The organism is Paenibacillus sp. FSL F4-0122, assembly GCF_038002845.1.
Classification (GTDB): Bacteria; Bacillota; Bacilli; order Paenibacillales; family Paenibacillaceae; genus Paenibacillus_AQ; species Paenibacillus_AQ odorifer.
Genome location: NZ_JBBODI010000001.1, coordinates 5,885,249 through 5,900,002, shown reverse-complemented (window position 1 = coordinate 5,900,002; position 14,754 = coordinate 5,885,249). Strand labels below are relative to the sequence as shown.

General features: G+C 42.5%; 9 protein-coding genes. 7 read left to right on the top strand and 2 right to left on the bottom strand.

The features are described 5' to 3' along the window. Positions 1-7: 7 nt before the first annotated feature. Positions 8-2,812, top strand: a complete 2,805-nt coding sequence (locus tag MHH49_RS25730) for a glycoside hydrolase family 2 TIM barrel-domain containing protein (protein WP_341138625.1) — start codon at positions 8-10, stop codon at positions 2,810-2,812. A gap of 507 nt (positions 2,813-3,319) precedes the next feature. Here the strand turns inward: MHH49_RS25730 and MHH49_RS25725 are convergent. Further along, complete coding sequence (locus MHH49_RS25725) at positions 3,320-6,061, bottom strand: hypothetical protein (RefSeq protein ID WP_326047140.1); 2,742 nt, start codon at positions 6,059-6,061, stop codon at positions 3,320-3,322. Positions 6,062-6,150: 89 nt separating this feature from the next. Then, positions 6,151-7,026 carry a ketopantoate reductase family protein gene (locus MHH49_RS25720; RefSeq protein ID WP_076099199.1) on the bottom strand — a complete coding sequence of 292 codons (876 nt, stop codon included), beginning with the start codon at positions 7,024-7,026 and terminating at the stop codon, positions 6,151-6,153. A gap of 161 nt (positions 7,027-7,187) precedes the next feature. On the opposite strand from MHH49_RS25720, the gene MHH49_RS25715 reads away from it, so the two are divergent. The 6 genes from MHH49_RS25715 to MHH49_RS25690 all read left to right on the top strand — a co-directional run bounded on the left by MHH49_RS25715 (position 7,188) and on the right by MHH49_RS25690 (position 14,748). Further along, complete coding sequence (locus MHH49_RS25715; RefSeq protein ID WP_341138624.1) at positions 7,188-7,766, top strand: TetR/AcrR family transcriptional regulator; 579 nt, start codon at positions 7,188-7,190, stop codon at positions 7,764-7,766. A 475-nt stretch (positions 7,767-8,241) separates the two neighbouring features. Next, positions 8,242-8,805 carry a TetR/AcrR family transcriptional regulator gene (locus MHH49_RS25710; RefSeq protein ID WP_076141240.1) on the top strand — a complete coding sequence of 188 codons (564 nt, stop codon included), beginning with the start codon at positions 8,242-8,244 and terminating at the stop codon, positions 8,803-8,805. Between the two features lie 73 nt (positions 8,806-8,878). After that, a complete protein-coding gene (locus MHH49_RS25705; RefSeq protein ID WP_249267689.1) occupies positions 8,879-10,066 on the top strand; it encodes an MFS transporter in 1,188 nt (395 codons plus the stop codon). Between the two features lie 5 nt (positions 10,067-10,071). Beyond that, positions 10,072-11,283 (top strand): FAD-dependent monooxygenase, encoded by a 1,212-nt coding sequence (locus MHH49_RS25700; RefSeq protein ID WP_341138623.1) that lies wholly within the window; start codon positions 10,072-10,074, stop codon positions 11,281-11,283. A gap of 142 nt (positions 11,284-11,425) precedes the next feature. Beyond that, complete coding sequence (locus tag MHH49_RS25695; protein WP_341138622.1) at positions 11,426-13,168, top strand: sensor histidine kinase; 1,743 nt, start codon at positions 11,426-11,428, stop codon at positions 13,166-13,168. Then, positions 13,165-14,748 (top strand): response regulator, encoded by a 1,584-nt coding sequence (locus MHH49_RS25690; RefSeq protein ID WP_076272581.1) that lies wholly within the window; start codon positions 13,165-13,167, stop codon positions 14,746-14,748. The genes MHH49_RS25695 and MHH49_RS25690 overlap by 4 nt, the downstream gene beginning before the upstream one ends. The last annotated feature ends 6 nt before the right edge of the window (positions 14,749-14,754 follow it).

The window sequence follows — 14,754 nt, the reverse complement described above, 5'->3', positions numbered from 1 at the left end:
TGATATTTTGCAGACAAAGATCAGCCTGGAAGGCGAATGGAAGTTGCAATTGGATGAGGGAAATCAAGGACTGGCATTGCCTTTTACAGATGTTATCACACTGCCGGGAACAACGTCCTACGCACGCAAAGGTTCGAAGAACGAGGATGTTTTAGTAAGCGCATTAACGGATGAGTATTTGTTTGAAGGGCAAGTCTGGTATTCAAAAGAGGTCGTCATTCCGGAAGAACTAGCCGGCAAAGTCTGCTTCCTATATTTGGAACGCACGAGGCTGACGACTCTATGGCTGGACAATCAGGAAATAGGCAGCCGTAACAGTCTGAACACCCCACATATATACGAGTTGCCGCAGCTTCAACCTGGGAATCATACGCTCACCATCCGTGTGGACAATACGGGTTACCCAACCAAAGGTGGACATTTAACGTCGCAGGATACCCAGACTAACTGGAATGGGATTACCGGACGTATGGAGCTTCAGTTCTACGGTGAGTCACGGCTCAGCGGCATCCGGCTCGATCCGGATCTCTCAGCCCGCTCAGTCCGAATCACGGCAACCTTGGACAGCAGGAACGAATCTATACTTACAGTGTCTGCGCAGAGCTTCAACAGCGACAATGCACATGCTGTGGACCAGCGGGAGTACCCAGTCTCACCGGGTAGTTTTTCCGTCAACTATGAGCTTTGTCAAGACGCGCTGCTCTGGAGTGAAGGCGCTCCCAATCTTTATAACATAAACCTTGTTTTGAAAGACAGTGATGGATATATAATGGACCGACAGGAGCTCGTTTTTGGATTGAAGGAATTCCGGGCAGAGGGCGATAAGTTTACAATTAACGGAGAAAAAACCTTCCTCCGCGGCAAACATGACGGCCTGATCTTCCCGCTTACCGGTTATGCCCCGACTGACGTCGAGGAATGGGTAAGAATCCTTGGCATCTCCAAGTCTTACGGCATCAATCATTATCGCTTTCATACCTGCTGTCCGCCGGAAGCTGCTTTCACCGCAGCGGATATGCTAGGTATCTACATGCAACCAGAGCTTCCATTCTGGGGAACAATCACAGAAGAAACCGACGAGGGACATAATCAAGCGGAGCAGAACTATCTGATCAGCGAAGGCTATGCCATACTTCAGGCTTTTGGCAATCACCCCTCCTTCGTGATGATGTCGCTTGGCAACGAGCTATGGGGCAGCAAAGCCAAGATTGATTCCTTCCTAAAGGACTATAAAGCATTTGATAACCGGATTCTCTATACACAGGGGTCCAATAACCACCAATGGGTGCCAGAAATTCTGGAACATGACGATTTCTTCAGCGGCGTGCGCTTCTCCAGAGATCGGCTGTTCAGAGGTTCCTATGCGATGTGTGATGCTCCATTAGGTCATGTCCAGATCGATCTGCCAGGCACGATGAAAGACTATGACGATCAGATCGTCCCTCAGGATTTCTTCAACGGAGAGGGGATGGAAGCTGCCGCTGGCGGAGAGATTCAGATCCAGTATGGTACGGAAGCCAAGACGGTGAAGGCTGGAGACGCTTCCGCAGAATGGATACCGCACATTCCGGTAATCTCGCATGAGATCGGACAGTATGCTACCTATCCTAATTATGAGGAAATCGATAAATACAACGGTCCGCTCAAAGCTGAGAATTTCAAAATTTTCCGTGAACGACTGGAAAGTAAAGGGTTGGGTCATTTGGCCGCCAAATATTTTGAATCCTCGGGGCAACTGGCAGTAGCTTGCTACAAAGAGGAACTTGAGGCGGCATTCCGCTCCCGGCGGCTTGCGGGCTTCCAACTGCTTGATTTGCAGGATTTCAGTGGCCAGGGAACGGCGCTGGTGGGTGTCCTCGACGCCTTTATGGATTCAAAAGGAATGATAAGTCCGGAGGACTGGCGAACTTTTTGTAATGATGCCGTTCTGTTGGCAAGATTCCCTAAGTATAACTATGTCTCTGGTGAATCGTTCGATGCCCATGTTGAACTGAGCTGTTTCCGCAGTGGTATGCCGAGTGCATTTGAACTGCATTGGGAGCTTACCGCGGATAATGGTATACTCGCCGCAGGTTCAACCGAGGTGGACGTACCTGCAGGAACGAATTATATCGATATCTGCGATCTGGCAATAAAACTACCTGAAGTTGACCGTATGAGTACTATCGTATTGTCCCTCTCCATACAGGGAACAGATATCCGTAAGAGTTACGACCTGTGGATTTATCCAGTGAAGAGTGGCAACATGCTGGAAGGTGTCCATGTCTTCGACAAGCTGTCTGATGATGCGCTTGCATTGCTGGAGCAAGGTGAGAATGTGCTGCTTATGCCGAAACCGGAATCTCTCCAAAATGCCGTTGAAGGTTATTACTGCACAGATTTCTGGTGTTATCCAATGTTCCGCTCGATCTCAGAGCGCATGAACCGGCCAGTACCCATTGGTACTATGGGGCTGTTGATTGATAACAAGCACCCGGTGCTTCGTGAGTTCCCGAGCGAGGAATATTCTACCTATCCCTGGTGGAGTATTGTTGAGAATTCGAAATCGCTCATCATGGATGCAGCTGACCGCGATTGGAATCCCGTTGTGCAGACTATCGATAATTTTGAACGCAATCATAAGCTGAGTTTCCTAGTGGAATGCAGTGTAGGAGCAGGCAACCTGCTGATATGCGCATTGGATGCTGATAAGGTTAGCGATACGCCGGAAGGCAGACAGTTCTTATTCAGTCTTGCGGGTTATATGAAATCAGATGATTTCAAGCCACAGTACAAGGCGAATGTTGCAGAACTTCTTGAGCTGATCCAATAGGCAGAGGCAGGCGAATGCTAAGGTTACCTGTCAAATTTCATGTGGATGAACAGTCCAATGGGGCTACAGTGAAAACTACGTTCTCCACTTGAGTAAAACAGACTGTCTCATCGTGAAAAACTCTAGAGCAGCGATTCTCATAATGAAGAGAGATTCGCTGCTCTTAGTTTTTTGCTGCTTTTAGTTTATTGGTAGCCGCCAGCTTCAACAGTGTCATCGTTATCTGAGCCTCTAAGGGTTTCGGACTCAGATGACACTATTTGCTAATTTCCAGCCTTTTGAACAACATTTCGGACTCCAGTGACGCTATTGCTTATAAAGAGGTTCATATGTGGTGTATTTTATGCAAATAGTGGCTATGGAGACTTTTAGCCTACCAAAAGTGCAATAATACTGCATTTAGCGTCATCTATGTCCGATAGGTGGTGCTAGTTTGAAAGATACAACAATGCGAAGAAGGTTTCAATTAGGCAGCATTTCGAAGTTGAAAAATTAAAAGATATTCCTTTAATTACTATACTTTTTCAAAGCATCTGCCATATCCAATTTATATTGATCTACTTTTTTGAAATTATCGATAGTTGTTACAACCATTTGGAAAAGATACTCCGATGTTCCTCCTAATTTTAGATTGTTACGTATTAAATTCATTACAATGTCCAAAACGATTGATGACGGAATGAGGACATCTGTAAGTCTAAACGTATGAGATAAGGATTGTGACCCTAAAGGCCATGGTAAGTCAATCGAAAAAGAAACGGGCACTTTAATATCCAATTTGAAATTTTTCATATTTAAACCTTTTTCAAGTTGATTCTGGATCTCCCCAAAAATATAATCGTTAAAAATCTCAGAAAATTTAGTAAAAGTAAAGTCGGAAACGTCTCGGCAAAGATCCACGAGCTTACGAGGATTGAACTTGATTTCTTTCACTGTCATAACAACAGGAGGGATGATTGCTTCTTGAATTATAGCTTCGACTGCTCCTCTTAACCCTTTGAAAAATTCATCTTTTACTTTACCGGCACCGATTAGAGAAAAAATGTTAAACGTTAATACGTCAGCGGCTTTTTCAGCGATTTCCATTACAGGTTCAATCAGTTCTTTCATTAATTTTTCTTGCATTAACTTAGTTATGAAATCGGTAATAGTATTTAATATCTTGGCTATTACATTTAGCCAGTGTTCGATTATGGCCAGGAGCTCATCGATCAAGGCTTGAAACAACGCTGGAATCAGTTTTAGAGCGAATTGAATCATATGATCAGTTAAATGATTTATCAAAATTTTGGCTATTGCTTCTATTTCAGCCATTTGAGGCATCCACATCGGATCGCTTTGCAAATGGTTGGCGAAGTCCACGGCGTTACCTTTTATTGGAGTAAATATGTTTAGAGCATTCTCAAAAAGTTGTTCTTGTGCTTCAGGTGTCAAAGGCGCTACCATTTCCGCAATAATTTTAACAGCTGCCTCCAACGGTTTCTTTAAAATATCTTGAGCTCCAAGTGGTCCAAGAACATTTGCAGCCTGACCAGCAGCTTCGCGAAGAAGACCCTCGATTTGTTTATTAACTGAAGTCTGAATTCCGTCCATGACATGAATAACGCTTCTTCCAAGCATTGTGAGTAATACGCTGGATAATGCTTCTTGCATAGTTTTTATGTCAAAATTTTGAAATCCATTAACGATCTCTGGAATTAGAACATCAGAAGTCAGTTGTATGCAGGGAATCAGGGCTTGCTCAAATAGAATCTTAATCTCTTCCTCGCCAGCCAAAGTGTTCGAGATTGCAGTTTTTCTAGCACTTATTTCCGTATCCACGTAATGATCGAAAGCTTGATTTATGGCTCCAAGTGTTGATCTAAAAGAGTTTTCCCCTGTAGTCGAAGGAAATGAGGGACTAAATAAGAACTTCATTGCATCTTGGGCCGTTCCTGAAACGGCAGGTTTGAGAATTGCTGCTATCTCCCGAACGCTATCTACATGTTGTATGGTAAGCGTCAAAGGTTTATCAAGTAGAAATGATAGAAGATCCCCCTGGTTCAAATTTGTGTCAGACGGACGGTTCAAATCTGTATTAATTGCACTTTTGACAGCGGGAGGAGGTTGGTAAGACAATTGTGCCGTAAAAGTAGGCATGGTTGCTTTATCTGCCGCTTGCACTGCAAGGGGGAGCAACAAAGCTGATACCCACAAAGCAGAAATACTTCTGACAAACTCCTTCTTAAGCTGCTCGTTTTGAATTAATGCTGATAATGAGTCTAAACGAACAAAAATTTCATGGTTATCCGGCACTAACTGAAAAGAATTAAAACCTTTCAGGGTTTGAATGACTTCTGAGGTTTGTTCAGCTGGTAAAGAAGCAAGGCCAATTAAACGAAGGATCTCTTCCTTAAAGAACACATTCATAGTCAAGAAGAACAACGATTGGAACTGTCCGCCAATAAATGTAAGAACGGTTTGCGCTAGTTTTTCGTTATTGCTCCCGGTACCTTCATTTAATTGTCTACTGACCTCATAGGCTGATTTCACTCCTATCCTTAGCATAGTACCGAGCATTAATGCTTGTTCCTGCTGTGTGTCAATAGCTTTATTAACAATGCCCTCAATTAAGCGGTCCCCATAACGATTGACCAGTTTTGCAGGATCGGGGAATTTAAAATTGATGCCACCTCTATAGCCACCCCCCGCAATAAATCCCATTCCCGCCTCATAGACAAATTGGAATCCAGATTCCCCTAGAGTAGCTGTCTTATGTAAATTACCAAGCATAACAAAATTGGCATACGCCATAAAACCAACCGCAAATTGGGCGTACAAATAACCTTCGAGCTTTGATTCTTCTAACAATAGCTCAATCAATTCACCGGATAAACCATTTCCTGACGGTTTATTCTTCAGGATTTTCAATAACTCTTTAACTGTCATATTCATGCTTAATCCAGCCGCTACCGCCGCTTTAAGAACGGCTTGAAGTCGACCGGCTAGCCCGGCTTCGTCGAATAGATCCAGGGGCGTTTGTATCTGTACTTGGAGAAGAAGCGAAACTTCGGCACTCCCCAATATTTTTAATTCAGCCCATTTATTTAATAAATTATTGATTTGTGCCATAGCCTGAGCGCCTAACTTATAGTTCATTCCTCTTCTCAAGCTACCCTGGCCTGCAACTAAGGTCTGTCCCTGGATATTTCCCCAGCTTTGAGTTGTTGTGCTTTGTTGAAAGATCTGCTGATCTTGATTCAGTGGCAATCTAACACCTCCATATTACATTGTTTTAGTATTAAGTAATATGGGGTGTGAACTCATTTGATAACTTTTATGGAAAAAATTTGCTTGGATCAAATCGAAAACTTCTCATGAAACATTTCATCCAATAATATTATTTCTGCTTTTCTGCTGACAGCTTGGTTTCCAAACTTAACATCAATGATAAACTCATCACTCAGCATCTGCCGATACCGGGATATAATCTCTTCTTCCATCAGTTCTCCCATTGACTTCGTTTCAGTCGGGATTACAGAGATTCCAGCTTGCTCTACCAAGTAAAGATTTTGTTTGATATCTGTAGCTACTTTGCTAAGAATGCTTTCGCTTATTGCTGTCTCAATATCTACCATTCCTTCATTCGTATAAAAATGCTTGTTGACTGCAGCGAGTGCAGCATGTGAAACATGAAATGCTTGAATATCTTTTTGTATTTCATACTGCATTTCAGCTGTTTCGAATATCAAAGCAAGCTCCTTAACTCTTTCGGTCGTTTGTCCATTTATTTCACCAAAATAAGTTTTGGAACCAAATTGAGCGTATAAAATATCCTCTTTAATGTCTCCACCTGCACCAGGGAATCCTGGAAGTAACCGATCACCCACGATTTCAAGCCAGGAATTATAACCAATAGTGTTGGTCAGTGTAATTATTGTTTTGCTCTGATTATTTTTGATCGCAGACAGGGCAGATTCTGCCTGATCATATCGTACAGGAACAAAGATAAAATCATAGATGTCATCATCTACAAGCTTTTCGACCGTCTTAATGGATAGTTGCTTTATCGTACCGTTGTCGTTGTATCTCAAACCCTTCCGCTTAAGTTCATCCAGCCTTTTTCCTCGAGCCAGTAAAGTGACGTCAAACCCCGATTGTGCAAATCTAAGAGCGTATAAACTGCCAATTACGCCAGCGCCAAATATTAGAAGCCTATTTTGTTTTATGTTCACTATTATCATTCCTTCCGACTAACTAGTCACTGATTGTTTAAGCAACATCTGTTTGATAAGATAATAGTATGACAAGATTATGCTTACAACCGTCATTGTAAGAAAAGAGTTGCATAGACAACACATTCCGATAATTGATGTTTTAGAAAGGGGAGACTCAGATGGTACATCAAGAAGATCCGAGAGTAATACGGACTCGCCTGTTAATAAGAGAAGCTTTCAGAAATCTTTTACAGACTAAAGGATTTGATTCAATGACAATAAAAGATATCTCACAGAAAGCTACGATAAACCGGGCTACTTTTTATGCCCATTATGAAGATAAATATGCTTTACTCGATGAATTTACAGAACATTCTTTTCATCAGATGATTCCTGAACAAGTAATGAATGTGCGGGAGTTTTCAGATGAAATATGTAACCAGTTGATCTTGTTGACTCATCAGTACATCGTTGATTTTTATCAGAAATGCAGAATGGATTCCAAATCTATTGCTAAGCTGGTGGATGAGAAAGTAAAAAATATGCTGCAGCAAATCATTGAAAACATATTTTTGAAAGGGATTAATTATGATATCGCAGACCGCCAACATACAAAGATCATTTCAGCAATGACAGGTTCAGCGATCTATGGCGCTGCATTTACTTGGTTAATTGAGGGGGAGGCTGATCAGACCGATTTACTTGTGGACATTGTTCGTCCTTATGTAATGAGTGGCCTGGGACTCTTGATAAGATAGAATAGGAACGCTTACAAGCATAACACTCGGGACAAGTCCCACGAACAGGAAGGTTTAATCACTTCGCCAAGATTATCAGAAAGGTGGAACCTATGGTTGATTTTGACTGGTCATTTTGGGAGACGATATTACTTTATTTCATGCTCATTTTTTTCGAATCACCAGTAGGTATAATTATCGTAATTATTGTTGTTATTATTTTAATTATGTTTATAGTTGATAAACTAGTCATCAAATCCTAAATTGCAAATATCCACAAAAACTAACGCTTCGGACCATTCCGAAGCGTTAGTTTTTGTATGCACAAGTTATGTTTAGTCATCTAATGCATGCCTAAATCCAGAAAATAATAATTCTCAAATTAGCTATTTTAAATTTGATGAAAATGATATAAGATAATGTAACAAATGAAACGATACGTATCGTTCTATAATTGCATACTTTTAATAAATAACATCTAGGAGGTGAAATGAATATGAAAGGGAAAAACAAAGAACCTCGAAGTAAAAAGGAGATTCTTACTGCAACCATTGAAATGTTAGAATCCAACAGTTATTCATCATTAACGATTGAGGCGATTGCAGCACAAGCTGGAGTAGGTAAAACAACCATCTATAGATGGTGGGAAAATAAAGCACGTCTTGTATTGGACGCTTTTCTAATGACCGTAGAATCAGAGTTTGAATTTGATAGCAATAAATCCATTGAGGTTAACTTTAAACAACAGCTTGAAGCTTTAGCTCGTATCCTCAATAGCAAAATCGGGAAATCCACTTTAACTATAGTTACAGAGAGCGAAGAAATCGCGAAAGATTTTTACGTATTGTTTTTAATGACTAAAAGAAATGAAGCCAAACAATTACTCCAAGCAGACATAGATAAGGGAGAATTGAAGTCAACAATTAACCTGGATATAACTTTAGATCTGCTTTATGGTCCCATTTACTTTCAAATTCTCATCTATAAAAAAATTCCGGATGCGGATTACATAAACGATTTGTTGATCCATGTCTTGGAAGGCATCACTGTTGCAAATTAATAGTAAACCGGGGGATATTCACTTTATGAATCAGACGATAGACGTTCAGAATTACAATAAGAACTATTCATTAATGACGATTATTTTATTTTGGTGTGGTTTAGTTATTCTAACTAGCATGTATATTACAATTCCATTATCCGAAGTGTTTTCGCATGCCTTCCAGATTAGCCCGAGTGAGGCGGCTTGGATTGGGAGTTCATTTTCTCTTTGTTATGCGCTGGGCTGTCTTTTGTATGGACCTTTCTCAGACAGGTATGGACGTAAAGTATTTTTAGTAGCCAGCATTATTGGGTTAACCGTAGTTACGCTTGCGCTAGGATTTGTGGATAGTTTTTACGGGCTTATTATGCTCAGAGGAGTGCAAGGCCTAGTGGCTGCTGCATTTGCACCTATTGCGCTAGTGTATGCAGGGGAAATGTTTCCGCCTCATAAAAGATTAACAGCCGTTGGATTTATAAGCTCAGGACTGTTAATGGCAGGCATAGTAGGCCAGGTTTTTAGTGGGATTGTTAACGAAGCTCTTGGCTGGCGTGCTATTTTCTTTATTTTGGGGATTGTGTATGGTATTACTTCAGTGATTGTAATAAGGTTCCTTCCTAAAGATGAAATGCTAAGACCGAAAGAAAATGTTCTGCGGAAGTTTAAACAAATGACAATTCTGCTAAAACAATCACAATTGCTTTTGGCTTTTGCGATAACCTTTATGCTTCTATTAACTTTAGTTGGCATGTACACTGTTTTGGGAAGTTATTTAAGCTCAGCTAAGTTTGGACTTTCCTCACAGGATATCCTTTATATTCGTGCATTTGGAATCGCGGGGATGCTTTTAGCACCCTTTTCCGGAAGAATTGCTCAAAAACTTGGAATGGCCGCTGTTCTAAGGGGAGGCTTAGCTTTAGCTGCAATTGGGTTGCTTGCTCTAGGTTTTAGCACGAACCTGCCACTTCTTGTCCTAATGAGCGTTGTATTTGTGGCTGGTATCGCGCTGGTAACTCCCGTTATCATCTCAATTGTCAGTCAATTAGGGGGAAATGCAAGAGGGTCTGCTATTTCATTCAATGCATTTATTCTATTCCTAGGCGCTAGCACAGGCCCGATATTAGCTTTGAAATTATTAAAAACAGAAAATTATTCGTTATCCTTTACTATATTAGGTTCTATTCTTTTATTAGGTTTTTTAATCTCTCTTTTTCTTAGATTATCGGCTAGGGAACCCGCAGTAAAAAATGAACGGGCTGCTTCTTTACCCACAGAGTGATAGGAATGATTAAAGAAACGGAGATTTGCATTGTTGGTGGTGGACCTTCTGGCCTCTTTCTAGGGCTGCTGTTAGCCAAAAACGGAATTAGAGTTACCGTACTGGAAAGTCAAACAAGCTTTAATCGCAAGTTTAGAGGAGAAGTTCTCCAGCCTCGATTTGTAAGGCTCATGAAAGAGCTGAACCTGGAACAGTGTCTTGAAAAGTATGAGCATATAAAATTATTTAATTCCGAAATATGGAATAATAAGAAATATATCACTCAAATTGATTATGAAAAAGAAATGCCGGAGGCACCTTACGCAATTAAAATAAAACAATCCGTCCTGTTAACTTTTCTTTACGATCTAGCAAAGGATTATACTAATTTTGAGCTCATTTTTAACGCTAAGGTCACTTCAACTATTAAAAGTACAAATCGAACAGTCGGGGTAAACGCCTTAGTAGATGGACAAATGACTGAGATCCATGCTTCTTTAGTAGTCGGAGCGGATGGACGGATGTCCACGGTTAGGAAGACAAGCGATTTTTCTTTTAAGTATAAAAAAGAAGATTTTGATTTAATCTGGTGCAAAATATCGACTAATGAGTTCAAGCTAAATCAAAAACTCCTTTTCAGATTGTCTGATTTTAGTAACTTCATAGGGCTTCCTTATTCCTCTGATTGTGTGCAAATAGGTTTTACAATGAAGAAAGACCAATGGAATACCATAAAAAGAAAAGGCATCGAACCATTAAAGCTTGAATTCATAAAGGCCTTTCCTGAGCTTGAAGAAGACATTGAAAAAATCAGTGATTTCAAATCGTTCGTTTCTATCCAATCAGAGACTTTTATGGTGGACAATTGGCATGATAAGGGTTGTATTCTAATCGGTGATGCTGCACATTGTTCTTCTCCACTCGGAGCTATCGGATTGTCCTTGGCTTTTGAAACAGCGCTGGTCACAGCTGAACTTATTGTTGCATCAAAATTAGAGCCAAATCATGAATACAAGCGTTTAGATCGTTTGCAGCCCATTCGTAATCGGGAAATTCGTTTTGTGCATTTTGCTCAACAGTTGATAATCAGCATGATCGTTAAATCCCCTAAAGGGATTAAAAACTTCTCGCTAGCGTGCATGAAACTGATGGGAAATAGCAGGATCGCTAGATATTTAATGCGGAGATTCTTTTTGGGGAGTCCTAAAATAACGATTGATAATGCCTTTAAATTTTAACGAAGCCTCATTCCTAAGTAGAGTTCATTGGGAATGAGGTTATTTTAATTTGTTGAAACGCAAAGAATTTGTATAGAAAACGCTTTCTATCCATTGTAAAATACAGGTTGAGGTGTAATTACAAAACAAGGATGGAAATCCCATGCGGATCAAATTTAATATTTTTCAGAAAATGTTAGTGTTATTGCTGATTCTGCTAACTCCGGTTGTAGCGCTGTACTATTATTCTACCTCTAAGAGCATCAACGTCATACAGGAGGAGCTTATCAAAGCCAGCCTGAACCGGATGGAGCTTTTCGTGGCACAACTGGATGCCAGCATTGAGAAGTTCGACTTAGTCTCCGCACCTATGCTCGTTGACACGAACGTGCTGGAGTACCTTTACAACCTCAACATGAGCGATTATTCCCTAATGAAAACAAGGCTGCTGATCCAAGAGAAGCTGTCGCTGGCCAGCGCATCGGGCAACTGGCGCAATGACGTGACCGTCTATTTCCCGCAACGAGACGATAGTATTTCTTCTTCCCCCTCCTATGAATATGACCTTCAAGAGTTTGAAAGCCGATTTTCGCTAGGGTGGAGCTACAGCGAAGATTTGGAGATTGGCTCCGGGTTTACTCGAACTTATGTCACTACGGGTTACAAACCAGCCCGTACGGACGATCTGGATGTTGCCGTTCGCATTAACCTCTACAAGTGGAGCTTCGAAAATTTGCTTGATACCTACAAATCTGGTCACTCTGACAACCCGTTTTTTTACAAAGAAGGACATGCCATCATCGCCAGCCGATCCGCAGATGGGCCCAAGATGGACCAAATTATCGCGGAATTAGGCGACAGGATCAATATCCGGGATTCAAGTTTTTTAATTCATTCCTTCGACGGCAGGCCTTATCTGATTACCTATTATTATTCCAATATTCTTGAGTGGCATCTCGTCGATTCTGTTCCACTTAACCAGATTATCGGACCTATCAAGCAACAGCGGTTATTGTTTGGAGCTTCTTCGATTATTTTGCTCCTATCCTGTATTACCGCCGCGTCTGCCTTGTACTGGAACGTACATCGGCCTATCTTTCAACTTGTGCGTGCGGTGCAGCGGATTAAGGAAGGCGATTACGCCTACCGCCTGCCGAAGAAATCAAACAATGAATTCACGTTCCTGATGCAGAACTTTAACGAGATGGCGACGCAGATCCAAGATCTCATCGAGAATGTCCTACAATCGCGTATCCTTGCGCGCGATGCTACGCTAAAACAGCTACAAGCACAGATTCATCCTCATTTTCTGTACAATTGTTTAGGTTTCATCATTAATATGACCAAGATGGGAAAGAATCGGGCTGTCATAGACATGGCGTATCATCTGGCCGACTATTACCGGTATACGACGCGAATGGATAATCAAGGAGTCAGCCTGGGGGAAGAACTGGCGTTCGTGCGCATTCACCTCGAGATTCTTCGGCTTCGCAATGAGACGCTGTCCTACAGCATCGAACTGCCTGAAGAGTTGGCGGAGCTGCGAATTCCCCGGCTTCTTATCCAACCGATCGTGGAGAATGCGATCGTGCATGGACTTGAGAACGTCGAATATCCAGGCCGGGTTGAAATTAGAGTTTACGTCAATGAAGATCAATTGCACTTGGAATTGGAGGATAACGGAAAAGGATTAAATAAAGAACGGATGGACCAACTGCAAATGGAGCTTCATATTCCGGCCAGTGAATATGCAGGCTGCGGTCTTTGGAACGTATATCAAAGACTGCAAGGCAACTTCGGTTCAGACGCTCAAATTGAGTTTTGCCCGTCCAGACTGGGGGGGCTAAACGTGAGGCTGATTTGGAGACTTGGGATGAAAGACGAAACGAAGGAGGAAGAGCAATGAATAGCCTGCTTGTAGTTGATGACGAGAAACATTATGCGGACAGTCTGGCAGATACAATTCCATGGGCGACACTTGGTATCTCCCGCGTTTGGAAGGCTTACAGCGCGAGCGAGGCACTTGCTCTGATAGACACCTTCCCCATTGACATCCTTATGACGGATATCCGTATGCCCCGCATGAACGGCCTGGAACTGATCGAACAGGCCAGGCTTCGTATTCCAGGGCTGAAGTGCCTGCTGCTCACAGGTTATGCGGACTTCGATTACGCCCGAAAAGCGATTGAGCTGCAAGCGCTCGATTACCTGATGAAGCCCGCGAAGGACGAGCAGCTACTTAAGGCAATGGGCCGGATCATTAAGCAGCTTGAGCAGGAGCGATCAATCGAACAGGGCTTCCGTATCTACCGAGACAATAGTGCAGAACTGAAAGCAGGGTTGTTGCTCAAAGTGCTCAGCGGAAATCTGAATAGCAAGGCGCTTGCAGAGAAGTTAAAGCTGTTTGACCTCCCTCTTCCGATACCAGGTCATGTCTCGATGTGCCTGGTCCGATTGGGTTCCCCCTTCGATGGACAAGACCTCTATTCGCAGTCACTGATCCGGTTCGCGGTAACAAACATGCTGGAAGAATTGCTGATGGACCGCTATGACTGCTGGTCGGCGGCGGATGATGAAGGAAACCTGCTCGCTCTGGTATACGACCTATCAGGAGCACCACCCGATCCGGAATGGGTGCTTGAGCGGATAGAGCGATTAAAGCAAGAAGTACAGAGTTTGCTTAAAGGTAAAATTTCTGTAGGGGAAACCGACTGTCTATTCCCGGAAGGACTGCAAGCTAGTTATATGACAGCTAAATCGCGATTAGATAGTGACGGTTTTTCGGGTGGGCAGGTGCCCGAGCAGAATGAAGAGGAAGCGCGTCTTATGCGCAAGCTCTATGAAACGCCTCTGCTGACACATCTTTTGGAAACGGAGCAATGGGAAGCGGCGGAAGCTAAGATCCGAGCGTTTGTATCACCGCTAATGCATACGGGTTCGCCTTACCTCATGCGCGATGTCTTTTTCTTTCTCTCCAATGCCTTCCAGTATATCGCGAATCGCAGCGGCAGGACGCTGGCCCAAATGCTCACTCCTGAGCAATCGGCTTTCGTTAAAGGAAAAGCGATGCTGCACGCGTCGCAGCTGGAAAGCTGGGCGCTCGACTTACTACGCACACTTCGCGATAAGCTAGGGGAGGAGACCGAGGACCACAGCCAGGTGATCGTCCGGAAGACGCAACTCTACATCCAGAAAGAGCTGGACAAGGACTTGTCACTTACTTTGCTGGCCAAACGCGTCTTCGTACATCCTAACCATCTGTCAAAAATCTTTAAGCAGTGTACAGGCACTACCGTATCCCAATATATTTACGAGCAGCGTATGCTCAAAGCCTGCGAGGTGCTCAAGCATACAAATAATAAAATCTACCATATTGGTGAAAGTATTGGCTATCCCAATACCAACTGGTTTATTCGGAAATTCCGTGACTATTATCAGGTGACGCCGCAGGAATTCAGGGATAGATACCGATCGGGAATGGAGTGATTGGGC